This is a genomic window from Monashia sp. NPDC004114, assembly GCF_053603855.1.
Genome location: NZ_JBSGGK010000020.1, coordinates 50,740 through 72,925, shown reverse-complemented (window position 1 = coordinate 72,925; position 22,186 = coordinate 50,740). Strand labels below are relative to the sequence as shown.

Genomic DNA, 22,186 nt, shown 5'->3' with positions numbered 1-22,186 from the left:
GCCCACCACGTGGGACGGTCACGCCACCGCGGCGCGCTGGGACGAGCCGGTGGCAGCGTCGGCCGGGTCGGCCGCGCGGGGGAACGGCGCCGGGCGGTCCTCGCCGTGCAGCGTCGGCTCGACCGGCAGGCGGTCGGCGAACCGGCTCAGGGCACCGGCCACGGCGGCGTCCGCGAGCACCCGGCGGTGGCCCAGGCCCGCCGTGGAGATCAGCTCGGCGCCCGGCCAGCCACGGACCAGCTCGACCGACGCTGCGTGGTCGGCCTCCCGGTCCAGCAGGTCGTGGACCACGAGCAGGTCCGGCCGGTCGATCTGGCGCGCCACCACTGCGACGTCGAGGCCGTCGACGGGATACCCGGTGCGTCGCTCGGCGCGGCGGACGAGCCGGCGCTCGGTCCGGCCGCCGAAGCCCAGCTCCTCTCGGAACCTCCCCAGCAGGGCCGGAATGCCTGGTGCCGGTGCGATGAGAACGAGGCGCTCGGTGGTCAGCCATCCGTCGCGCAGGGCGAGCACCGCCGACAGCGCGCCCATCGAGTGCGCGACGACGACCCGCGCGGGCCCGAAGCGTGCCGCGACGGCGTCGAGGGAGCGCCCGAGCTCGATCGCGTCACTCGAGCTCGGCCCGTGCTCACCGGGATCGGAGTGCCCATGGCTGAGGCCGTCGAACGCCACGACGGTGAAGCCGCGGTCGAGCAGGGGCGCCACGAGCGGTGTCAGCTGTTCGCCAGTTCCGCCCCAGCCGTGGACGAGATAGGCCACCGGCCCGGAGCCCCAGACCCACCCGCGGACCGTGCGGCCGCGCAGCTCGACCTCGAAGGGGGCGCCGAGCAGCTCGCGGATGGCGGGCCGGTCGATGCCGGCGACCCGGTGTGCGCTGCCCGGGAGCCGGAACCAGCTCCGCTCGGCGATCCAGGCGCCGAGGGCCGGTGCAAGGACCTCGAGCGTGCGGAAGGTCCATCGTGAAACAGACCGAACGTTCGTGCTTTTCTGAATTGAAATGGTAGCCATGATGTTCTCCGTCGATGCGGGCGTGGGTCGGTGATGGCGAGCCTGAGGCTCGAGTCTGGTGGCGAAATTCGTTTCGGGAGTCGCCGCCGCCTGGGTCGGCGCCGGTCAGGCGGAGCGGGCCGCCGGTCGGCAGCTGTCGACGAGCCGCTCGAACGCGAGCCGGGCGCGCGCGTCGGCCTGGCCGTCGCGCATGAGCCGGCGCGCGTGGTGGTGGGCGAGCAGGACGCCCTCGAGCTCGTAGGCGAACTGGGCGACGTCGACGTCGGGACGGAAGTGCCCTTCGCTGACGGCGGTGCCCACGATGAGCCCGATCGACTCCATCTTGTCGCGCTCGGCGCGCACGAGCTCGTCGCGAACCGCACCTTCCTGGTCGTCGAACTCGCTTGCCGCGTCGACGAAGATGCAGCCCCCGCCGTATGCCGCCGACTGCCAGAGCAGCCACCGCTCGAAGAACGCGCGGATCCGGGGCTCGCCGCGAGGGGCGGCCACGGTCGGACGCATGACGACGTCGGTGAACCGGTCGCGCGCATGCTGGAGCACCTCGACCTGGAGCGCCTCCTTCGAGGTGAAGTGCGCGTAGAGCCCGCTCTTGCTCAGCTTGGTCGCCGCGGCCAGGGTGCCGATGGTGAGGCCGCCCAGGCCGACGAGCGACGCCAGCTCGGTGGCTTCGTCGAGGACGGCCGTCTTGGTGGTCTCACCCTTGCCCATGCAAAAATAAAAGCACGATCGTTCGGTCAGTTCAAGAGGTTCAGGCTGGCGAGTTCGGGGATCCGTGTGACGGGGCGCTCACTCACACGGGAGGGGCACGGTCACGCGCTGAGTCGGCGCCGGGGCCCCGACATCGTCATTCAGCGTCAGGATGGGGTCGGCGCGGCCCACCCGCGCACCGTGTCGCCCCACACGCTGACGCTGTCGGGCACGATCGTGTCGGTCTCCTCGTCGAGCCGCCGCACGAGCTCCTCGACCGTGACCCACTCGCCCCAGGACACCTCCTCCGGCTGCCACCGGATCGGGCCCTCGAAGATCACGACGAACCGGTAGGCGACATACCGCGTCGCGTCGTCCGCGTAGGACGTCACCCCGAACGGCTCGAGCGGGACGCCCGTGACACCGAGCTCCTCCTCCGCTTCCCGGACGGCGCCCAGGACCGGGTCCTCCCCCGCCTGCACGACCCCACCTGCGGCGAAGTCGAGCAGACCCGGGTACACGTCCTTGGTCGTCGTGCGCCGATGCAGGTAGATCCGGCCGCGTCGATCCCGTACGACCACCGACGAGGCCGCGTGGCGAAGGTTCTGCCGCCGCATGACCGACCGGGGAGCCGACCCGATCACCTCGCCGTCGTCGCCGTACAGCGCCACCTGCTCCTCGGTCATCACGCGCCCGTGCCGACCAGCGACCGCACGTCGTCGAGCTCGGTGACGTCGTACCAGAGCAGCTCGTCCGCCTCGTCGTCCGGGCCTGCACCCTCCTCGTCGATGTGGAAGGACGCCACCCGCGAGAGAGGCAACGGCGAGGTCAGCACCACACGCGAGACCGGCTGGCCGCCACTCGGGGCAACCCAGGACCTGTCGGCATCGGCGGCCGCGACCACGCGCCGGTGGCCGACCGCGCTGCGGACCGCCGCGGAGGCCGCCACCGCGTCGCTGAAGGCGGCGTACTCGAGGTCCTCCACGTCGAGACCCGGCGCGGCCTGCTCCAGACCGGGCGTCACGGCATACGCAATGCGTGGGGCTCCCGGCCCGGCGGGCAGCGCGCCGGTCGTCGCGAGCTCGTCGAGGTCGGACCGGCCCACCGGCACGTAGACGCGCACGACCGGCATCAGGACTCCCTTCCGCTCGTCAGCTCCGCGAGCGACTCGACGATCGACTGGCCGAGCACGTCCACGTCCGGCATCGCGTCGCGATCGGCGTTGAGGCCGTAGTAGACGCCGCCGTCGTACGACGTGATGCCGATGGACAGAGCCTGGCCCTTGGCCAGGGGTGTCACCGGGAACGTCGACAGCATCTTCGCGTCGCCGGCATAGAGCGGCGTCTGAGGTCCAGGCACGTTGGTGATCATGACGTTGTAGAGCCGGCGCGACATCGCCGAGCCGAGCCGAGCGCCGAGCGCGTGCAGCGTCGGCGGGGCGAAGCCGGCGAGGTTGGCCAGCGACGTCGCCCCCACGGCCTGGCCGCCCTCCATCTGCTGCCGCATCGCGAAGGCGATCTGGTGGAGCCGCATCGAGGCCCCCGGCTCGCCCACCGGCAGGTTGACCACGCATGCCATGACCTGGTTGGCATACATCCCCGCGGGGTCGTCGCCGTAGATGCTGACCGGGACCATCGCGCGGACCACCGTGCCACCGCTCACCGGCTCACCGCGACCGAGCAGCCAGGTGCGGAAGCCACCCGCGATGGTCGCGAGCACGACGTCGTTGATCGCGACGTCCTCGGCGTAGGCGCCCCGGGCCAAGCGCTTTCGCACCGTGCGGTAGTCGTCGAGATCCGTCGAGATCATGATCCAGCGGCGGGCTGACCCGATCTCGGCGTTGAGCGGCATGTGCGGCGCCGGCCGGGCCGCCGTGCGCGCGACCGTCGAGAGCACCTGCCCCGCCGACTCGAGCGCGCGAAGTCCGACGTTGAGGGCGTCGTTGATGCCGCCTCGTACCAGGTCGACGACCTGCGTCGGGCGACGGACCACGTCGACGAGGGCGTCCGTGACCAGCTCGACCGAAGACGGGGGTCTGCTTGGCTCCCAAGGGATTTGGTCGACGTCGAAGTCGTGCCCCTTGACGGAGTCGACGATGACGTGGGCGATGTCGAGGGCGTTGACGCCGTCGATGAGCGCCTGGTGCGTCTTTGTGACGACCGCGAACCGGCCCTCGCTCATGCCCTCGACGAGATAGACCTCCCAGAGTGGTCGGGTCCGGTCGAGTCGGCGTGGCTGCACGCGCGCGACAAAGTCCTGCAGCTGGGAGTCGGTGCCCGGGCGAGGGAGCCCGGCGCGGCGGACGTGATAGCTCATGTCGAAGGCCTCGTCGTCGACCCAGATCGGGTTGCCGATCCGGCCCGGGACGTCGCGCACCTTCTGCCGGAAGCGCGGGATGGCACCGATCCGTGCCTCGATGATCCGCACGAGCTGGTCGTAGTCGAAGCCCTCTCGGGGAGGCCGGAAGATCATCACCGACCCCACGTGCATGGCGGTGGTCGACTCCTCGAGATACAGGAACGACGCGTCCAGCGACGTCAGGCGGTCGGACATGGTCACACTCTGCCAGAAGGCGTTACGTAGGATCTGGGCCATGCGTGCGATTCGTGCCCTGCCGTATGCCGTTGCCGTCCTCGCGTTGTCGGGCGTAGTCGCGTGCTCGTCGAGCGCTCCGGACTCGTCGGCGGGCTCCACCGTGTCGGCGAGCACCGGCGCGGTCAAGCGGCTCGCCGTGACCATCACAGGCTCCACGGTGACCCCGGCACCGGCCCAGGTGGACGTCCCGGTCGGCGACACCCTGGAGCTGGTCGTGACCAGCGACCACGACGACGAGCTGCACGCCCATGGCTTCGACCAGGAGGCCACGCTCAAGGCCGGCGTGCCCACGACCTTGCGCCTGACGGCCAAGGAGCCGGGGCTGTACGAGGTCGAGACGCACGAGCCGCCGCTCACCCTGCTCACCGTCGCGGTGCGCTAGGCCGATGAACGCCGGTGAACGCGTCGTGAGCGCATCGTGAGCGCCAGATGAGTGCGGTCGGGCCGGTGCCGCTGCACGTCCTCGCGGCGCCCGCCCACGGCGTCGGCAGCCGCTCGGACCTCCCGCTGCCCTTCACGGCCCTGGTGATCGGGGCGCTCGCGGCGCTCGTGATCTCGTTCGTCGCCATCGGGACCCTGTGGCGCGAGCCCCGGCTGCACAGCACCGACGGCATCCTCCTTCCGTCGTGGCTCGCCGCGACACTCGACTCCCGCTGGCTGCGTCTCGTCGCCCGGATCCTCGCGGTGGCGCTGACCCTGTGGACGCTCGCGGCGCTCGTCTTCGGACCGGACTCGGCGCTCAACCCGGTGCCGAACGTGATCTACGTGTGGCTGTGGGTCGGCCTGGCGTTCGTCTCGATGGTGCTCGGCCCCGTGTGGCGCGTCATCAACCCGGTGCGCATGGTGCACTCGGGGGTCCTGCGGCTCGCGCGGATCTCGCCGGAGATGTCGGTGCTGCCATACCGGTTCGGGCTGTGGCCCGCGGCCCTGGGGCTCGCCGCCTTCACCTGGGTCGAGCTGGTTGCCCAGGACAACACGTCTCTCGGCTTCCTGCGCGCCCTCGTCGCGGGGTTCTTCGTGATCTCGCTCCTCGGTGCCTTCGTCTTCGGGCGCGTCTGGTTCGACAAGGCCGACCCGTTCGAGATCTGGTCGGCGATGTTCGGCCGCCTCTCGCCCCTGGGCCGCAGGGCTGACGGCCGGTGGGTCCTGCGCACGCCGCTGCACGGGGTCAACGAGCTGCGCGCCCAGCGGGGGTTGGTGGCCACGGTGTCGGTGATGCTCGGCAGCACGGCATACGACGGCTTCTCGGCCAACTTGTCGTGGGCGACGTTCGTGCAGACGTCGGCGCTGCCCACGCAGCTGCTCAAGACGGCGACGATGCTCGCGTTCTTCGGCATCGTAGCGCTGACGATCTGGGTCGCATCGGCCGTATCGGTGCGCCTTGCGGGGCAGCCGCTGCGGTCGTCGGTCGAGTTCGTCAGCGACATCGCGCCATCGCTCATCCCGATCGCCGGGGGCTATGTCATCGCGCACTACTGGTCGCTCTGGGTCTACCAGGGTCAGTACGCCTGGCGATTCATGACCGACCCGCTCGGCACCGGGGCGGACCTGCTCGGCACCGCGAACCTCACCCCCAACGACCTGCTGATCCAGCCGACCCTCGTGGCGACGGTTCAGGCCGTGAGCATCGTCATCGGGCACCTGCTCGGCGTGCTCGCGGCTCACGAGCGGGCGATCACGGTGCTGGACCGGCGGGCCGCGGTGATCGGACAGATCCCGCTCATGGTCGTCATGATCTTCTACACCGTCAGCGGCCTGACGATCCTCTTCACGCCCTGACCCGACGAGACCGCTTCGAACCGGTCGGGCTTCGCGATCCGCTCCGGGTGCTCGGGGCGTCGGCGGCTTGGTCAGGTTGTGGTCCTGCGGGGTTGGTGGCTCCGCGCTTGCCGGTGAGTGCCTGGCCCGGCGTCCTGAGGCGCCACCCCCGCGGCCCCCCGGCCAGAGGCGACCCCGGGGACCGGCCTTCGGCCGGGTCCGCGGCACGGTCCACGGCGCCAGGGCCGTCGCCAGCTCGCTCACGGCGGCGTGGACCTTCGAACCCGGTGCCTGCTCCGTGACCGAGCGTCCGGCGAGGACCGCGGCGTCAAGCGTTGCCGGGTCGAACGGGACGAAGTGCGCCACCTCGACTCCGGCGAACCGGCGGAGCGAGTCGGCGATCCGTGACTCCGGCCTGCTCCCGACCGCGGACGCGCGCACTCGGTTGACAACGGGAACAGGGCGTCCGGATGGAACCGTGCCCAGCTCCTGAACGCCCCGGACGAACCGCTGGATCCCGACCGGGTCGGCCGCAGCGACGGCAACCACGACATCGGATGCGGCCAGTGCGGTGAGCGTGGCCTCGTTGCGCCGGGGTGCGAGCGTGTCGTAGCTGAGCTCCTCGTCGTCCTCGAGGCAGAAACCGCAGTCGACGACGACGACCTGGACGAGACGACGGGTCAGCTCGAGCACCCGCTCGAGCGCAGCGCCTCTGACCTCCGGCCAGCGGTCCGCCCGGGGCAGGCCCGTGAGCACGCGGAGCCCGGACATCACCTCCGGCGCCAGGCCGGCCAGTGCCGGGACATCGAGCGTCCCGAGCTCGGCTGCGCGGCACGCCGCCGCCACGCCGGGTGCCTCGTCGAGCACGCCGAGAGCCTGGGCGACCGACCCGCCGTAGGTGTCGGCGTCGACCAGCAGGACGTCGGCGCCACGGCGCGCGAGCTCGACGGCGAGGGTCGTCGCTATCGTCGTCCGCCCCGGCGCGCCGGTCGGACCCCAGACCGCCAGGACCGGTGCGCGCTCGGGTGGGCCTGATTGGCCGTTCTGGTCAGTCTGATCCCACGTCCCGTCCGTGGGATCACCTGCACCTGAGGGGATCCCGTCCGGCGGCCGGCGGCCCACCATCGGCCGGCCGTCCTCACCGGTCATCCAGCCGCCGCCGGTCGTGCCGCCTCCACCGGTTGCGCCGCCTCCACCGGTTGCGCCGCCTCCGCCGGTCGTGCCGTCCGCAGCACCCGGCAGGAACATGTCGACGTCAGCCGCTCCGAAGTCCTGTGGCCGGCGGTGCTCGGGCCGGTTCTCCGCGAGCGCGGTAGCGAGCTCGTCAGCAGAGGCGTCGAGGTGGGCAGTCGCATCGACTCCCAGCTGGCGAAGCCGTCGCTCTGCTGCCTCGTCCTCTGCGGGGTGCAGCCCAAGCACGCGAACTCGCCTGTCCTGCAAGCCCCTCACGACGTCAAGATCCAGATCACGCAGATCGACGGAGACCACCGCGACGTCGCCGAGCCCGGCCTCCGCCACGGACAGCAGCTCGGCCACGTCGGCACACCGTCTGGCGATGGTCGCTCCCGGCACGTGCTCGAGCGTTGTCGCGACGATGGCCTCCCACGCCGGGCTCACTGCAGTGAGGACATCACTCACGACGCACCCGCCCCCAACGCACCGACTGCCGGGACGAGCGTGATCTTCGAGTCGGCGTCGACAGCCTCGACAAGGTCCTGCACGTGGTCCGTGGGGACGTAGATCTGCACCGAGCTCGTCTCGGCGGTCCCGAAGCCCGACCCACCGTTCAGCACCGCCGCTACCGCCGCGGAACGCAGGAGCCGAGTGGTCGCGCCGGCTGCCCCGGTGGACCCGGTATGCGACTGCGGGGTGACGTAGACGTCGACCCTGCTGCCCCGGCTGAGGCCTGCGGCCACCTGAGCCTCGGAACGGATGGTGACCCGTTGCACCTGAACAGCGTCTGCGCCGCCCAGGGCCGATGACGGCACCAGCTCCCCGGCACGGACATCACGGACCACCATCGAGCCGATCGGTGGCGGCGAGGCGGCCTCGAGGTAGCGAGCCATCCCGTCGGCGAGCCGGACGTCTGCGCGCGCGAGGGAGGCCGCCTCGATCCGGTCACCGGCGACGAGGTCGGTCGAGGCGACCCACACCGGCATCCGGTCATCGGCGCTCGCCACCGCCTTGGCCCCGAGCGCGGCGGCGACCACGACGAGCAAGAGACCGACGACGAGTCGGCTGTCGCGCCACGACGGGCGCTGCAGGCGCTTGGCGATGGGTCGTGCGTGCTCCGGCATCCTGGGCCCCTGACGGTCTGCGAATTTTGGAGAGCGAACTGAGAGAGCGCACCGGACGAGTCCGCCACCGATGCGACGGGTGCCCGCCCCCAGGGGCCATCCTGCACCAGGTGCAGCCAAACCAGGTCTGGTCACCCACAGCTGTGGATAACGTGCCTCTTCGCATGCATTCGCACGTATGATGAAGGGGCAGCCCCTCTTGCACTGATGTCCCCGCATGCCCACACGCGTGCGTAATTCGGACAAGCCGGGTAAGGGTGGGTCGAAGCGTCTCGACGGTGCCGAAGAGGTGCCGAAGAAGGAGAGAAACGTGGCCCAGCGGTTCCTGCAGCTTGCCGAAGTGTCCGAGGTCCTGAACATCTCGTCCGCCCAGGCATACGCCCTCGTCCGGTCCGGTGAGCTCCCGGCCATCAAGATCGGCGGTCGTGGGCAGTGGCGCGTCGAGGCGACGGAGCTCGAGAACTACATCCAGCGGATGTACGCCGAGACCCGCACGTTCGTCGAGGCCCATCCCTTCGGCGGCGCCGGGGACGAGTGATCCCGGCCGCAGCCGGGTCACAGACGTCGCACCGAGCCGAGGGACCACAACGGCACGACGACCCGCCCTGCCAGGTGCTCGGGCCGACGTGGCGCGTCTGCGGCGTGCATGACCAGCTCGATATGGTCGGCGCCGACTGAGTCGATGGTGCCGATCAGCGACCGGCCTTCGAGATCGACGACCTCGACACGTGACCGGTCGCGGCTGACCCCACGGAGCACCGCAGCGAGCGAGAAGCTCCGGGCCACGACTGTCGGGATGCGGGCGCCACTCGCCAGTCCTGTCAGCGCGCGGACCGCCGCGAGCGCAATGACGACCGAGCGCCCGCGAGACTCGAGGAGCGCCCAGTCGGGTCCCACGTCGACCACCCGTCCCGAGACGCTCCCCGCGCGAAGCCGGCATGACACGGCGTCGTTGCCGAGGTTGGCGAGCATGCGCGACTGGAGGTCGAGCTGGCCCCGCTCGCGCCTGGTTCGGTCGGCGACCTCACCATGGCGCTCGCGAGCGCGCTCAGCCGCCGCGACTGCCTCGAGATCGTCGAACAGCCGGTCCCAACGCATCAAGCCACCTCCGTGGTGTCGGACCGGCGATCGGCTGGCTCGCGATGACTCGTGAGGGTTATCCACCGGCTATCGACAGCTTACTTGACCAAACTTAGTCAAACTGCGTTCAATTGCCGCATGCACAGGGTATCGCGAGGCAATCAGGTACGCACCAGCCGAGACGACGGCGCCCGCTCGGTGCCCATCGCTGCGTTGATCGGCCGCGGGCTGGGCCTTGCCGCAGCCATGGCGACACTTCGGACCCTGCTGCCTTCTGGCAGCCAGGCAGCTGCCGGGTCCGCGATCGCCGGGGGCGCGCCGATGCGACTGGACGACGTGCTGATGCTCGGGCTCACGTGGCTGGGAGCCGGGCTTGCGCTCTGGCTCGCGCTCGGGTCGGCTCTGGGGCTGCTGTCGCTACTACCGGGCGCGCTCGGGCGCCTCGCGGCGACGGCCGTGGAACGGGTGACGCCGGCGGTGGTGCGCAGGTCCCTGACCGTGCTGCTCGGGGCCTCGCTCGGCTCGGCGGCACTCCCTCTGCCTGCGTTCGCGTCGAGCACGCAGCGCGCCCCTTCCAGCGTTGGGACCGTCACCACGTCCGCCGAGGCCATCGCCCGTTCGTCAGGCACCGTCCGGAGCTCCCTCGGCGCAGACCCGACCAGCACGGCCGTCCGTTCAGGTGGGACGGGTAGGAGCGTGGGCTTCGCCGAGTCACGACAGCCACGAGAGACGCACGCGCAGCGCGCTGTCGGTCCGCCTGCTGGCGCTGGCTCCCGCGCACCCGAGCGCGTTCCCGAGTCCGCGCGTCGGGCGCGAGTCGGGGTGCTGGAGCAACCCAGCGTCGCCTACCGCCCTACTCCTCCGCCCCCGGCGGCCGATGCGAGCCGCTCCCGCCTGCTCGCACCGACGCCGCGGGTGGCCGCCTCGGCACACGACCTCGTGACCGTCCACCGGGGCGACACACTGTGGTCGATCGCGTGGCGTCACCTCGGCCACGCCGCCACCGACGCGGAGATCGCGCATGAGTGGCCGCGATGGTATGCCGCGAACCGCGACGTCATCGGCAGCGACCCGAACGCCCTCAGGCCGGGTCAGCTGCTCAGTCCACCCCGCCCGGTGCAAGACCAAGCGAGGTCAGCGGCCAAGCCGAGGTCCGTGGCCGAACCAGGGTCGGGGGACCAGCCCAGCTCAACGGCGGAGAAAGGGCCGGCGTTCGGCCCGACCGAGCCGAGGTCGGCGGCCGAGCACGGGCCGGCGTTCGGCCCGACCGAGCCGCCCATGAATGACACCGGGCACGCCGGCGAGGCACTTCCGTGATGGCGCCCGAGCGCGGCTCATCGCGCACAACCGTTCCATCGAGCGGCTCGAGCGGCTCATCGCGCACAACCGTTCCATCGAGCGGCTCGACCGCCTCCATCGCCGCGACCACCGCGACCGGCTCGAACATCTCGACCGCCCCGCTTGGCTCGGGCGGATTCACGGTGCGGCGCATCCCGGAGACGGCGCCTCGGGTCATCAGCGCCGACGAGGCCTGGAGCTACGAGCAGCCGTATGCGCAGGACACGCTCGCACTGGACTTCTTCGGAGCCCGTGACGACGATGACTTCGGTCGCCGGCCGACGCGAAGGCAGCTGCTTCCAGACCCCACGCCGTTGGTCGCCAAGCTGTCGCAGGCGATCATCGAGGTGGTGTCGGGCCAGCGCCCGGCCCCGCAGCTGATCCGGCACGCGTCGCCGACCGTCTACTCCGTCATCGCCCGCCAGGCACTCGTGGCGGCGAGGCGGCGCACCCCTGGTCCCAGACGCCCCGCCGTCGTGCGGCGCATCCGGCTGTGCGAGCCCGCGGACGGTGTCGTCGAGGCGTGCGCCGTCGTCGTGTCACACGGTCGGGTCCGGGCGCTGGCGCTCAGGCTGGACGGACTGGACGGTCGCTGGCTCATCACCGCCCTGACCATCGGCTGACTGCTCGGTGAAGCGGCGCTGCACCACACCTGTTGCGGAGACGGCGGCCCCGACCCGTCGAGGAACACCGCGACCCGTCGAGGAACACCGCGACCCGTCGAGGAACACCGCGACCCGTCGAGGAACGCGTTTGACACTGCGCGACCCGGACGCGAAGCGGCCCGGGCATCCAGTGGATCCCCGGGCCGCTGACGTGCTCAGCGCTGTCCCAGCGTGACAGCGGGTCAGCGCCGCTTGCGCTTGACCTTCTTGCCACGGCGGTCGGCAGCGCGCTCGACCGGCTGGTTCGTGCTCTCCACGGCCTGACCGTCCTCGCCCGGCGCCGAGTACCGCAACGCGCGCTCGCGACGCGAGTCCTCGGCGATGCCGACGCCCGAGACTCGGAGCCCGGACCCGAACGCTCGCCCGCCGTTGGGACCCGCGACAGGGGCATGCTCACCCGGCGACGGTGCGGCGGCGGCATACGGCTCCTCGTCGGCTGCCGCGGCGCCCGTCACGTCGTCGGGCGCGCCTTCGGACATGGCGCCGAGGAGCTCCCCGACCGCCATCGGGGCGACCCCCACCGGAGCCTCGGCCGGCGTCACCTGCACCTCGACCGAGAAGAGGTTGGAGACCGACTCCTCCTTGATGGCGTCCATCATCGCCTCGAAGAGCTGGAACCCCTCGCGCTGGTACTCGATGAGCGGGTCACGCTGGGCCATGGCGCGCAGGCCGATGCCCTCCTGGAGGTAGTCCATCTCGTAGAGGTGCTCGCGCCACTTGCGGTCCAGGACCGACAGCACGACTCGACGCTCGACCTCCCGCATCGTCTCGCTGCCGAGAGTCTCCTCACGGCGGTCGTAGGCCTCGTGGGCGTCGGACATGAGCTGCTCACGCAGGAGGGTCGCGGTGATGGCCTGGCGGCCGCCCGCCATGTCCTCGACCTCGTCGATCGTCAGCGACACGGGGTACACCTGACGCATCGCCTCCCAGAGCTTCTCGAGGTCCCAGTCTCCGGCGAAGCCCTCGGCGGTGGCGGCATCGACGTAGCTCGCCACGACGTCGTTGACGAAGTGCCGCAGCTGCTCGTGCAGGTCCTCACCCATGAGCACCGCGCGCCGCTCGTCGTAGATGACCTGGCGCTGGCGGTTCATGACGTCGTCGTACTTGAGGACGTTCTTGCGGATCTCGTAGTTCTGGGCCTCGACCGCGCCCTGGGCCTTCTGGATCGAGTTGGTGACCATCTTCGACTCGATCGGGACCTCGTCCTCCATGCCTGCCGTCTGCATGAAGCGGTCCACGATGCCGGCGTTGAAGAGCCGCATCAGGTCGTCGTTGAGCGAGAGGTAGAAGCGGGACTCACCAGGGTCGCCCTGGCGTCCCGAGCGGCCGCGGAGCTGGTTGTCGATGCGCCGAGACTCGTGGCGCTCGGTGCCGAGCACGTAGAGCCCACCAAGGTCGGTGACCTCTTCGTGCTCGGCCGCGACAGCCTCTTCCTCCGAGGCAAGTGCCGAGTCCCACGCCGCTTCGTAGTCCTCCGGCGTCTCCTCGGGGTCCAGGCCGCGCCGCTTCAGCTCTGCCACCGCGCGGAACTCGGAGTTGCCGCCGAGCATGATGTCGGTGCCGCGGCCGGCCATGTTCGTCGCGACGGTGACGGCGCCCTTGCGCCCGGCCTCCGCGACGATCGCGGCCTCCCGCTCGTGCTGCTTGGCGTTGAGCACCTCGTGCTTGATGCCCTTCTTGCGCAGCTGCTGCGAGAGGTACTCGCTCTTCTCGACCGACGTCGTGCCGACGAGGACCGGCTGCCCGACCGTGTGGCGCTCGACGATGTCGTCGACGACCGCGTCGAACTTCGCAATCTCGGTGCGGTACACCAGGTCCGCCTGGTCCATCCGGATCATCGGCCGGTTGGTCGGGATCGGGATGACACCGAGCTTGTAGATCGAGTTGAGCTCGGCGGCCTCGGTCTGGGCGGTGCCCGTCATGCCCGAGAGCTTGTCGTACATGCGGAAGTAGTTCTGGAGGGTGATCGTCGCGAGGGTCTGGTTCTCGTTCTTGATCTCGACGCCCTCCTTCGCCTCGATGGCCTGGTGCATGCCCTCGTTGTAGCGGCGCCCGGGCAGCATGCGGCCGGTGTGCTCGTCGACGATGAGGATCTCGCCGTTCATGACGACGTAGTCCTTGTCGCGCTTGAACAGCTCCTTGGCCTTGATCGAGTTGTTGAGGTACCCGATCAGCGGCGTGTTGACGGTGTCGTAGAGGTTCTCGATGCCCAGGAGGTCCTCGACCTTGGCGATGCCCGACTCGAGCACGCCGACGGTGCGCTTCTTCTCGTCGACCTCGTAGTCGCCGCGGCCGTCCTCACCGCGGGCGAGTCGCTTGGCGATCCGGGCGAACTCGACGTACCACTTGGTCGCGAGGTCGGCCGGCCCGGAGATGATCAGCGGCGTGCGCGCCTCGTCGATGAGGATCGAGTCGACCTCGTCGACGATCGCGAAGTTGTGGCCGCGCTGGACCAGCTCGGAGGGCTCCCATGCCATGTTGTCGCGCAGGTAGTCGAAGCCGAACTCGTTGTTCGTGCCGTAGGTGATGTCCTTGGCGTACTCGGCGCGACGCTGCTCCGGCGTCATCGAGGCGAGGATGCAGCCGGTCTCCATCCCGAGAGCGCGGTGGACGCGGCCCATCAGCTCGGACTGGTACTCGGCGAGGAAGTCGTTGACGGTGATGACGTGCACGCCCTTGCCCGTCAGGGCGTTGAGGTACGACGGCAACGTCGCGACGAGTGTCTTGCCCTCACCGGTCTTCATCTCGGCGACGTTGCCCATGTGCAGCGCCGCGCCGCCCATGAGCTGGACATCGAAGTGCCGCTTGCCGAGGGTGCGCTTGCTGGCCTCCCGGACCGCTGCGAACGCCTCCGGCAGGAGCATCTCGAGCGTCTCGCCGTTCTCGAGGCGCTCGCGGAACCCGTTGGTCTCCTCGCGCAGCTCCTCGTCGGTGAGCTTCTCGAAGTCGGCCTCGAGGGCATTGACCTGCTTGGCGATGCCCTGAAGCTTCTTCAGGATCCGGCCCTCACCGGCGCGAAGCAGCTTGTCGATGACCATGTGTTGATCTCACTCCCGACTGAACGTGTGGATCCCGCGTCGTACGGACTACGTGGGCGGGCGCCATCGCCCGTGCTGACTCACGGGGTCCCGCCTAGGCTATCCGGCAACCCGACTCTGGGACCAACGCACCGGCTCGCCCGCGGGTTCCACGGCCACTCCCCTGTCGGGTTCGGGCAGCTTCCCCGGCCTCTGGGACGGTTTCGTCACTCCAGCTGGGCATCGACGTTCTCGAGCCCGAGCCAGTGCGCCAGGGACTCGAGGTTGCGCATCAGCGCGGCCCGCGCCTCGGCCGGGACAGCCGGCTCCCAGGTCACCTTCAAGCAACGCAGGGTCCCGGCGGCCCGGTCAGCCTTGAGGTCACACCGGGCCACCAGGGCGTCGCCGAACAGGAAGGGCAGCACGTAGTACCCGTGCACCCGCTTGTGTGCCGGGGTGTAGATCTCGATGCGGTAGTAGAAGTCCCACAGGTCGTGGATCCGCTCGCGCTGCCAGACCAGCGAGTCGAACGGGCTGAGCAGCGCCTCAGCGTGCACCCGGCGGGGCACCCTGGCCTCCGCATGCAGCCAAGCCGGCCGCCAGCCGGGGACGGTGACGGGGATGAGCTCGCCCTCCGCGACGAGCCGGGCGATCGCGGGACGGGCGTCCTCACGCTTGATCCGGAAGTAGTCGGCGAGGCACAGCTCGGTGCCGATCCCGTGGGCCCGCGAAGCGATGCGGACCAGCTCGACGTAGCGGTCCGGGTCGGCCTCGGCCCCTGGCCGGTGGGTCCAGGCGTCGCGCAGGGGGGCCGGCGCTGTGGCCGCCAGAGCGGCATACCGACGCTCGAACTGGGTGGTGCGACCCGCGGAGCTGATCCGTCCAGCCCAGAAGAGGTACTCCAGCGCCTGCTTCACCTCCGACCAGTTCCAGCCCCAGTTGTCGTTTCGGCGCGGCTGGTCGTGCTCGAGTGCGACCTCGACCTCGCGCGCTGTCATCGGCCCGCGGGCCTCGACCTCGGCCTGGACCAGGTCGACGAAGTCCGGTCGCTCGGCCAGGACCCGCCGCATCGAGCCCCACGCCTTCTCGGCCGCCACGCGCATCCGGTGGTCGAGCAGGGGCCAGGTCGTGGGCGGGATGAGGCTCGCCTCGTGTGCCCAGTACTCGACGAGGCGCCGGGGGGCTCGGTCGCGGGCACGGTCGAGCAGCGCGGTGTCGTACGGGCCGAGCCGCGAGAACAGCGGGAGGTACTGGCTGCGGGTGAGGACGTTGACGCTGTCGATCTGGATGACGCCGACGCGGTCGATGACGCGCTGCACGTGGCGCATGGTCGCGGCGAAGGGCGCGGGGCGTGGGTCGAGGAAACCCTGCGCGGCGATCGCGACGCGCCTGGCCTGTGCGCGGGTCATGGGGCGCGTCGGGGTGCCCGCGCTGTGGGCAGACCCGTTGGTGGTGGGGGTGGGAGCGGCACCGCTCGGGCGCGTCGTCATGGCTTCCGCCGCCGGCGTGAGGCTCACGCGCTCACTCCCCGATGTCGATGAGCCGCTGGCGGACGGCATACATCGCCGCCTCCATGCGCGAGTGCATCTGGAGCTTGTCCAGGATGTTGCGGATGTGGTTGCGCACGGTGTTCTCGGAGATGAACAGGTCGGCCGCGATCTCACGGTTGAGCTTGCCGCGGGCAACCTCCTTGAGGATGCCGAGCTCGCGCTCGGTCAGCCGGGGCAGCTCCAGCCCGGGCGAGGGGTCCGGCTCGGTCGCCTCCGCTCGCTGGCTGATCTGCGCGAACTCGGTCAGCAGCTTGGAGGCCATCATCGGCGACAGCAGCGACTGGCCGTGGAAGACCCCACGGATGCCCGTGGCGACCTCCTCGGGTGGGACGTCCTTGAGGAGGTACCCGTTCGCGCCGGCGCGGACCGCCTCGAACAGGTTGGCCTCGTCGTCGGAGCTGGTCAGCATGAGGATCCGGACCGACGGCACGCGCTGCTTGATGACGCGGCAGGCGTCGATCCCGCCGCGCTTCGGCATCCCGACATCCATGACGATGACATCGGGCATGGTCTCCTCGGCCTGGTCCACGGCCTCGACGCCGTCTGCTGCCTCGCCCACGACCTCGATGCCCTCCTCGGTGGCCAGCACCGTCTGCAGGCCGCGGCGGTAGAGCGCGTGGTCGTCGACGATGAGGACACGGATGACGTCGGGGGGCGGGTTCACCGTCTTATCTTGGCAAAGAACGCCGACATCGCACGCGCGTAGCCTGGTCGTTTCGACGGCATAGGTTCCCGTATGCCGCCAGGCCCGTCAGCCGTAGCGGCCACATCCGCCTCCCGGCGACGACGACGGGGCGCCACCGGCGTGTGCCGGTGGCGCCCCGTCGGGCTCACGGGAGCAGAGGTCAGCCGGTGGCGGCGACCTCCGCGTCGGTCTCGAGGTAGAGCACGCCGTAGCTCCAGCCGCGGCGCCGGTAGACCACGCTCGGGCGGTCCGTGTCGGCGTCGTGGAACAGGAAGAAGTCGTGGCCCACGAGCTCCATCTGGTTGACCGCGTCCTCGAGGGTCATCGGTGTGGCCGTGTGGATCTTCTCGCGGACCTCGATCGGCGAGTTGCCGAGGGCCCCGAACCGGTCGAGGTCATCGACCCGGCCCTCGCCGGTGTCGGGCTCACTGGGCGCCGAGCCGTTGCTCGCGACCGCCACACGCGCGGTCGCCTGTGCGACCGACTCCGGGATTCGTCGTCCGCGGCTCACCCGCCGCTTGTCGTGCATCCGCCTGAGGCGTTCCATGAGCTTGTCGACCGCGGCATCGAGGGCGGCGTACTTGTCGTTGAGGCTGGCCTCGGCCCGGATGACCGGGCCCTTCGCGTAGCAGGTGATCTCCACCTTCTCTGACCCCGACCCGCGAGACACCTTCTCGTGGGTGACGACGACATCGATGCGGTGCACCTTGGGCGCGAGTGCCGGCACCTTGGCCAAGCGCTCTTCGAGCAGCTCACGGAATCGGTCGGGGATCTGGACGTGACGTCCAGTGACGACGATCTCCACGGTTCCTCCTTGATCGCGCACGTCTTCTTCGTGCGGCGCAGTGTGGTGGTCCGGGGCCCGACTTGGTAGACAGGCCCACCTGTCAGCTCGGCACCACCCCTTCCGCTCGATCACGCCCCGAGGAGCGACCTGCTGGCCACGTCGTAGGACGGGGGTCTGTGTCTCCGACAGTACTTCGGTGCTGCGTCCGCTGGGAAGGCATCGGCGGAAGCCGGATAAACATCACAACGCGTCGCCGGTTCAGCTCGCTCCGGAGCGCTGCGTGGCCGCGATCGTGGCACCGACGACGTCTGCCGCCCCAGCGCTCCGCAGTGCCCGTGCCGCTTCGGCCATGGTCGCTCCGGTGGTGACCACGTCATCGACCACGATGCACCGTCGACCGCGAACCACGTTGTGCCACAGGGGTTTCACTCCCATAGCGCCACTGAGGTTGGCCCGTCGCTGACTCGTGTCGAGACCAGACTGGTCCCGCACCGTACGCACATGGACCAGGGCTGGCGACACCTCGAGGGACGTTCCGACCCCCGCGCCCGGCGTGTCGCGACAGATGCTCACCGCGGCCGCGCAGAGGCCTATGAGCGGTGCGTCGCCGCGGGCCCGCACCGAACGCCGCGAGGAGGGTGCCGGGACCACCAGAACCGGACCCTTCACCCACCCGGCCGCGCCCGCCGCACCCAGCAGAGCGGTGGCCAGCCGCGGCGCGAGCACTCTCCCGAGGTCGCGGCGGCCGGCGTCCTTCCACGCCGACACCGCGGAGCGCAGCGGGTCCGCGAACACACCCCAGGCGTGGACCGGGGGAAGGCCTCTCGGCGACGGCCGAGGAACCACACGGTGGGCCACGTCGCCTCCAGGGCCCGCCCGTGGCTCGAAGGCCAGGGACCCCAGCGCCCGGTCACACCGGGCACACCACTTCGGTCCGGCCCGGTGGCATCCCCCACACTCCGCCGGAAGCACGAGGTCGAGCAGAGCCGAGCCGAGCGTGCGCAGCCGACCCAACGAACTCGACGCCGGTCCTGGTCCTCCCATCGCTCCATCGAAGGGCACCGCATCCCGCGACGGGGCGGAGCCACACGCGCCTGTGGACGGCATACCTCGGCGAGGCCGGGGATGTGGACGCTAGCCGCCCGGGACGAGGACGTCGGTGCCGCTCTTGATCTTCTGCCAGGTCGAGCCGGTGCGCGCCAGCACCCGGCTGTCGCTGGTCACGATGAGCAGCCCTCGCGGACCGCCGACGGTCATGATCGTCGTCGCGCCGGGCACCGCCGTCAGCTGGCCACCCTCGCGTATGCCGTCCAGGCCGGCGCCGAGGGTGCCCAGCCACGGCCGCATGGGGTCGGTCGCCGCAGGCTGGCCCAGCACGGCATACGTCGTGGTGTCGATCCACGTGACGTCCTGGATGTTCACGAGCGCAGGTGCCTCCCGCAGGGGTGGCGCGAGTGCCGTGGGCTCGCCGTTGGCCGACCGGACGATGCCCGTCAGGCTGAGCTGGATGTCCATCCCGTTGCGGTCACTGGAGACGACGAGCAGACGCGTGGCGTCTGCTGCGACGCTGAGGGCGAGCACCCGGCGGTTCGCCAGCCATGGCGCGGACACGGCCTTGGGCGCAACGGACGGGTCGCTGGAGACTGAGTCGAGGATGTACATGCGGTCGGCGCCCGGGCGATCGGCACCCGCGATCCACAGGTAGCCGGTCGAGTCGAAGGCGGGACGAGTCATCGACGTGGCGAAGCCCTCCACGAAGCGGGGCTCGGCGTTGGCCCGCCACAACGACAGTCGCGAGCCGTCGTTGAGCACGGCAGCGATCTGCTTGGAGTCGACCGACAGCGCCAGCTTTCCCCAGCTGTTGGGGATGCGGGCGACGTCGGTGTCGCGGCGCTGCAGATCGGGCTTGCGTGAGGTCGTAGAGGTCTCCGGGGTGAACCTGGGGTCCATGCGCGCGATCGTGTCGCCCTGCCGCAGCAGGGCCGTGTCGACCGTGAGGCGGGGCACCGTGGCGTACCCGAGGTCGGCGGCCGATGACACGCGGGTCACCCCGTCGGGCAGCTCGAGGGTCGTGTTGTCGACCGCGAGCGACACCGAGGTCACGCCCTGCACCTGGGACAGCGCCGCCGTCAGCTGCGCCAGCATCTTGGTGCGCCCGTCCGGGTCTGCCGACAGGGCTGTCGCGGAGAGACTGACCGTGGCCAGGCCGTTGTCCACCGGGACGGCGTCGACCGCGAGGCGGGTCCCTGTCGGGACACCCGTGACGACGGCTCCGGCCAGGTAGCCAGGCACATCGTCGAGCTGCGCTCGGGCGATCGTCGTGGCCAGGCGCGGGCCGGCGGGGAACCATCGCGAGTCCGGCACGAGGTCTCGACCGGTCTTGGTGACGTAGTAGAGGTCCTGGTTGATGTACACGCGGTCGAACTGGTCGCTGTCGAGCCACATGCCGAAGCCCGAGGGCGGCAGCTCGATTCGCCACTCGCCGCCGACCTTGGTCATCCCGAACGTGACCTTCGCCGTGGTGCCGGCGCGCATCTCGACGTAGCGGCCGTCCGTGGTGAGGCGCCCCACCTCCCGGGCGGACACCTCGACCTTTCCGTGGCCGAGCTCGCGGACGCTGACCTCACCGCTGTAGATGACGACCTCCTGGCTCGACCAGCGCCACAGGTCGACCGACTGGGAAGCGAGGAAGAGCTTCCCGGTCTGATGGGTGTCGTCAGTGTCTTCTGCTGCCGCCAGGAAGCCGCGGACGATCGCCGCCTTGCTCGCGCCGTCCACCGGGCCCGATGCCGACACGCGCACTCGGGGGTTGAGCACCTCGCCGAGCATCCGTCCCTCGGTGACGGGGCCGGTGCTGGGCAGGCCTCCACAGGACGACAGCGCCAGCGCCGCGAGCATCGCGACGAGGGCGGCGGCAGCCCGGCGCCTCACGGCGCACGCTCCACGGTGATCCGGCGGAGCCGGAGGGTGTCGTCGTCGGCCGCCGGCGCAAGCGCGTCAGCGGCGGCGCCCCGGGCCTCGGAGGAGTCGGCTTCGTGCGTGCCGCCGCCTGGCCGCGATCCGGCAGGACGCTCCCTGGCGAGGCGAGCGCGCGCAGCCTCGGCCGCCAGCGGGCTCAGCGGCAGCGGGGAGCTGGTGATGGTGGACTCGGCCCGTCGTGGCAGGGTCAGCCGGAAGCACGAGCCCTCCCCCAGCGCGCCCCAGGCCTCGAGCCGCCCGGCGTGCAGACGGGCGTCCTCCAGGGCGATCGCGAGGCCGAGGCCCGTGCCGCCCGTCGTCCGAGCCCGCGCGGGGTCGGCCCGCCAGAAGCGCGTGAACACCAGGGCCGCCTCGCCCGGGCGGAGACCCACGCCGTGGTCGCGGACCGTGACCGCCACCGCCGTGTCGTTCGCCCCGACGGTGACCTCGACGGGCCGCCCCTCGCCGTGCTCGATCGCGTTGGACACCAGGTTGCGAAGGATCCGCTCGATGCGCCGGGAGTCCATGTCCGCGACCACCGGCAGGGAGGGCATGTTGAGCACCAGGGAGGTGCCCTTGCGGGCAGCGAGCGTGCGGTGCGCGTCGACGGCACGGTCGACCGAGGCCCGCAGGTCGCCGGCCTCGACGTCGAGCACGGCGGCCCCGGCGTCGAACCGGGAGATCTCGAGCAGGTCGCTGAGCAGCTCCTCGAACCGGTCGAGCTCGCCGCGGAGCAGCTCGGCCGAGCGGGCCACGGTCGGCTCGAAGTCACCGCGGGAGTCGTGGATCAGGTCGCCGGCCATGCGGATCGTCGTCAGCGGCGTGCGCAGCTCGTGGGACACGTCGGAGACGAACCGCTGCTGGACGCGAGACAGGTTCTCCAGCTGGGCGATCTGCTGCTGGATCGAGGCCGCCATCGCGTTGAACGAGTTGCCGAGCCGGGCCAGGTCGTCCTCGCCCTTGGCGCGCATCCGCTCGTTGAGGTTGCCCTCGGCGAACTTCTCGGCGACGATCGCCGCCCGACGCACGGGGTCGGCCACGAGGCGGGTGACGACGAACGCGATGGCCCCGACGAGCAGGATCAGCGCCGCGCCGCCGAACAGGAAGGTCTGCCCGATGAGCGAGATGATCTCGCGCTCGCGGTTCATCGGGTAGATGAAGTAGAGGCCATAGTCGCCCGCGACCTGGGTGGCGATGCGCTGGCCCACGATGACGGCCGAGATCGAGTCGTTGCCCTCCTCGATGGTGGCCACCTGCAGGTGCTGCCGGTCAGGCTGGGCCGCCACCTGCTTGCGCAGCTCGTCGGGAATGAACCGCATCCCGACGCTGCCGCTCTCGATGAGCGGGAGGATGAGCTGGCTGGTGTTGCCGTCCAGCCTCGAGAGCACGACATACCGCGTCTCGTTGTCCGCGTTGCGGCTGTACTTCTTGACCAGGTCCGTCGCGAACTGCTTCAGCTGCTCCTGCGTCTTGTTCTGGTCCGTCGTGTCGAACGCGCCCTGGATGGCCGTGGCATCGCTCAGGCTGTCCTCGGCGGCGATGCGCTGCCGGCTGTCGACGAGGCCCTGGGCGATCGACCCGTAGAGGTACGTGCCGACGGCCGTGAGGACCAGAACCCCGAGCAGCATCGTCACGACGACGACGCGGAAGCCGAGCGAGGAGCGCCACAGGTGGAGCGTGCGGTTCCAGAGCGAGCGCAGGCCTCCGCCGACCCGTGAGACCAGGCCTCCGAGTGCTCCGGCGCCGGTCCGCTCGCTCATG

The 22,186-nt window shown here is 70.7% G+C and carries 19 protein-coding genes and 1 pseudogene; 5 read left to right on the top strand and 15 right to left on the bottom strand.

The annotated features are described in order from the left end of the window. Positions 1 to 18 precede the first annotated feature (18 nt). The 5 genes from ACWEOW_RS21060 to ACWEOW_RS21040 form a co-directional block, all read right to left on the bottom strand. On the bottom strand, positions 19 to 1,008 hold the full coding sequence (locus ACWEOW_RS21060; protein WP_452271201.1) for an alpha/beta hydrolase: 990 nt from the start codon (positions 1,006 to 1,008) through the stop codon (positions 19 to 21). Between the two features lie 105 nt (positions 1,009 to 1,113). Next, the gene (locus ACWEOW_RS21055; protein ID WP_452271200.1) at positions 1,114 to 1,716 is read right to left on the bottom strand and encodes a TetR/AcrR family transcriptional regulator; all 603 of its coding nucleotides are present in this window, start codon (positions 1,714 to 1,716) and stop codon (positions 1,114 to 1,116) included. A 146-nt stretch (positions 1,717 to 1,862) separates the two neighbouring features. Then, entirely contained in the window at positions 1,863 to 2,381 is a 519-nt protein-coding gene (locus ACWEOW_RS21050) for an NUDIX hydrolase (protein WP_452271199.1), read from the bottom strand. After that, on the bottom strand, positions 2,381 to 2,827 hold the full coding sequence (locus tag ACWEOW_RS21045; protein ID WP_452271198.1) for a DUF6912 family protein: 447 nt from the start codon (positions 2,825 to 2,827) through the stop codon (positions 2,381 to 2,383). Before ACWEOW_RS21045 ends, ACWEOW_RS21050 begins: the two co-directional genes overlap by 1 nt. Next, on the bottom strand, positions 2,827 to 4,248 hold the full coding sequence (locus ACWEOW_RS21040; RefSeq protein ID WP_452271197.1) for a WS/DGAT/MGAT family O-acyltransferase: 1,422 nt from the start codon (positions 4,246 to 4,248) through the stop codon (positions 2,827 to 2,829). Before ACWEOW_RS21040 ends, ACWEOW_RS21045 begins: the two co-directional genes overlap by 1 nt. A gap of 40 nt (positions 4,249 to 4,288) precedes the next feature. Here ACWEOW_RS21040 and ACWEOW_RS21035 point away from each other — a divergent pair, with 40 nt between their 5' ends. Together ACWEOW_RS21035 and ACWEOW_RS21030 are read left to right on the top strand one after the other, a co-directional pair. After that, positions 4,289 to 4,672 carry a hypothetical protein gene (locus ACWEOW_RS21035; RefSeq protein ID WP_452271196.1) on the top strand — a complete coding sequence of 128 codons (384 nt, stop codon included), beginning with the start codon at positions 4,289 to 4,291 and terminating at the stop codon, positions 4,670 to 4,672. A 47-nt stretch (positions 4,673 to 4,719) separates the two neighbouring features. Beyond that, positions 4,720 to 6,069 (top strand): hypothetical protein, encoded by a 1,350-nt coding sequence (locus ACWEOW_RS21030; protein WP_452271195.1) that lies wholly within the window; start codon positions 4,720 to 4,722, stop codon positions 6,067 to 6,069. 321 nt (positions 6,070 to 6,390) lie between these two features. Here the strand turns inward: ACWEOW_RS21030 and ACWEOW_RS21025 are convergent. Then, positions 6,391 to 7,173 (bottom strand): annotated as a pseudogene (locus ACWEOW_RS21025) (AAA family ATPase); the annotation flags it as partial. Between the two features lie 509 nt (positions 7,174 to 7,682). Further along, a complete protein-coding gene (locus ACWEOW_RS21020) occupies positions 7,683 to 8,345 on the bottom strand; it encodes an SAF domain-containing protein (protein WP_452271194.1) in 663 nt (220 codons plus the stop codon). 310 nt (positions 8,346 to 8,655) lie between these two features. On the opposite strand from ACWEOW_RS21020, the gene ACWEOW_RS21015 reads away from it, so the two are divergent. Continuing rightward, the gene (locus tag ACWEOW_RS21015; RefSeq protein ID WP_452271193.1) at positions 8,656 to 8,883 is read left to right on the top strand and encodes a helix-turn-helix domain-containing protein; all 228 of its coding nucleotides are present in this window, start codon (positions 8,656 to 8,658) and stop codon (positions 8,881 to 8,883) included. 17 nt (positions 8,884 to 8,900) lie between these two features. Here the strand turns inward: ACWEOW_RS21015 and ACWEOW_RS21010 are convergent, their stop codons facing one another. Beyond that, on the bottom strand, positions 8,901 to 9,443 hold the full coding sequence (locus ACWEOW_RS21010) for a hypothetical protein (protein ID WP_452271192.1): 543 nt from the start codon (positions 9,441 to 9,443) through the stop codon (positions 8,901 to 8,903). Positions 9,444 to 9,563: 120 nt separating this feature from the next. Here ACWEOW_RS21010 and ACWEOW_RS21005 point away from each other — a divergent pair, with 120 nt between their 5' ends. Then, the gene (locus ACWEOW_RS21005; protein WP_452271191.1) at positions 9,564 to 10,742 is read left to right on the top strand and encodes a hypothetical protein; all 1,179 of its coding nucleotides are present in this window, start codon (positions 9,564 to 9,566) and stop codon (positions 10,740 to 10,742) included. After that, a complete protein-coding gene (locus tag ACWEOW_RS21000; RefSeq protein ID WP_452271190.1) occupies positions 10,742 to 11,386 on the top strand; it encodes an Rv3235 family protein in 645 nt (214 codons plus the stop codon). The genes ACWEOW_RS21005 and ACWEOW_RS21000 overlap by 1 nt, the downstream gene beginning before the upstream one ends. 224 nt (positions 11,387 to 11,610) lie before the next feature. On the opposite strand, the gene secA is transcribed toward ACWEOW_RS21000, so the two are convergent. From secA to mtrB, 7 genes are all read right to left on the bottom strand, one after another. Then, positions 11,611 to 14,466, bottom strand: coding sequence for a preprotein translocase subunit SecA (secA, locus tag ACWEOW_RS20995; protein WP_452271189.1), 2,856 nt, complete (start codon positions 14,464 to 14,466; stop codon positions 11,611 to 11,613). 206 nt (positions 14,467 to 14,672) lie between these two features. Continuing rightward, entirely contained in the window at positions 14,673 to 15,854 is a 1,182-nt protein-coding gene (locus ACWEOW_RS20990) for a winged helix-turn-helix domain-containing protein (RefSeq protein WP_452271223.1), read from the bottom strand. A 112-nt stretch (positions 15,855 to 15,966) separates the two neighbouring features. Continuing rightward, positions 15,967 to 16,659, bottom strand: a complete 693-nt coding sequence (locus ACWEOW_RS20985) for a response regulator (RefSeq protein WP_452271188.1) — start codon at positions 16,657 to 16,659, stop codon at positions 15,967 to 15,969. A 181-nt stretch (positions 16,660 to 16,840) separates the two neighbouring features. Then, the gene (hpf, locus tag ACWEOW_RS20980) at positions 16,841 to 17,485 is read right to left on the bottom strand and encodes a ribosome hibernation-promoting factor, HPF/YfiA family (protein ID WP_452271187.1); all 645 of its coding nucleotides are present in this window, start codon (positions 17,483 to 17,485) and stop codon (positions 16,841 to 16,843) included. A 240-nt stretch (positions 17,486 to 17,725) separates the two neighbouring features. Then, on the bottom strand, positions 17,726 to 18,262 hold the full coding sequence (locus ACWEOW_RS20975; protein WP_452271186.1) for a ComF family protein: 537 nt from the start codon (positions 18,260 to 18,262) through the stop codon (positions 17,726 to 17,728). A 339-nt stretch (positions 18,263 to 18,601) separates the two neighbouring features. Continuing rightward, a complete protein-coding gene (locus tag ACWEOW_RS20970) occupies positions 18,602 to 20,398 on the bottom strand; it encodes a GerMN domain-containing protein (protein WP_452271185.1) in 1,797 nt (598 codons plus the stop codon). Further along, positions 20,395 to 22,185 (bottom strand): MtrAB system histidine kinase MtrB, encoded by a 1,791-nt coding sequence (mtrB, locus tag ACWEOW_RS20965; RefSeq protein ID WP_452271184.1) that lies wholly within the window; start codon positions 22,183 to 22,185, stop codon positions 20,395 to 20,397. Before mtrB ends, ACWEOW_RS20970 begins: the two co-directional genes overlap by 4 nt. Position 22,186: the final 1 nt, after the last annotated feature.

Bases quoted from the DNA above. Each gene is read 5' to 3' on its own strand.
- ACWEOW_RS21060 (WP_452271201.1), bottom strand. From the start codon at position 1,008: ATGGCTACCATTTCAATTCAGAAAAGCACGAACGTTCGGTCTGTTTCA.
- ACWEOW_RS21055 (WP_452271200.1), bottom strand. From the start codon at position 1,716: ATGGGCAAGGGTGAGACCACCAAGACGGCCGTCCTCGACGAAGCCACC.
- ACWEOW_RS21050 (WP_452271199.1), bottom strand. From the start codon at position 2,381: ATGACCGAGGAGCAGGTGGCGCTGTACGGCGACGACGGCGAGGTGATC.
- ACWEOW_RS21045 (WP_452271198.1), bottom strand. From the start codon at position 2,827: ATGCCGGTCGTGCGCGTCTACGTGCCGGTGGGCCGGTCCGACCTCGAC.
- ACWEOW_RS21040 (WP_452271197.1), bottom strand. From the start codon at position 4,248: ATGTCCGACCGCCTGACGTCGCTGGACGCGTCGTTCCTGTATCTCGAG.
- ACWEOW_RS21035 (WP_452271196.1), top strand. From the start codon at position 4,289: ATGCGTGCGATTCGTGCCCTGCCGTATGCCGTTGCCGTCCTCGCGTTG.
- ACWEOW_RS21030 (WP_452271195.1), top strand. From the start codon at position 4,720: ATGAGTGCGGTCGGGCCGGTGCCGCTGCACGTCCTCGCGGCGCCCGCC.
- ACWEOW_RS21020 (WP_452271194.1), bottom strand. From the start codon at position 8,345: ATGCCGGAGCACGCACGACCCATCGCCAAGCGCCTGCAGCGCCCGTCG.
- ACWEOW_RS21010 (WP_452271192.1), bottom strand. From the start codon at position 9,443: ATGCGTTGGGACCGGCTGTTCGACGATCTCGAGGCAGTCGCGGCGGCT.
- ACWEOW_RS21005 (WP_452271191.1), top strand. From the start codon at position 9,564: ATGCACAGGGTATCGCGAGGCAATCAGGTACGCACCAGCCGAGACGAC.
- ACWEOW_RS21000 (WP_452271190.1), top strand. From the start codon at position 10,742: ATGGCGCCCGAGCGCGGCTCATCGCGCACAACCGTTCCATCGAGCGGC.
- secA (WP_452271189.1), bottom strand. From the start codon at position 14,466: ATGGTCATCGACAAGCTGCTTCGCGCCGGTGAGGGCCGGATCCTGAAG.
- ACWEOW_RS20990 (WP_452271223.1), bottom strand. From the start codon at position 15,854: ATGACCCGCGCACAGGCCAGGCGCGTCGCGATCGCCGCGCAGGGTTTC.
- mtrB (WP_452271184.1), bottom strand. From the start codon at position 22,185: ATGAGCGAGCGGACCGGCGCCGGAGCACTCGGAGGCCTGGTCTCACGG.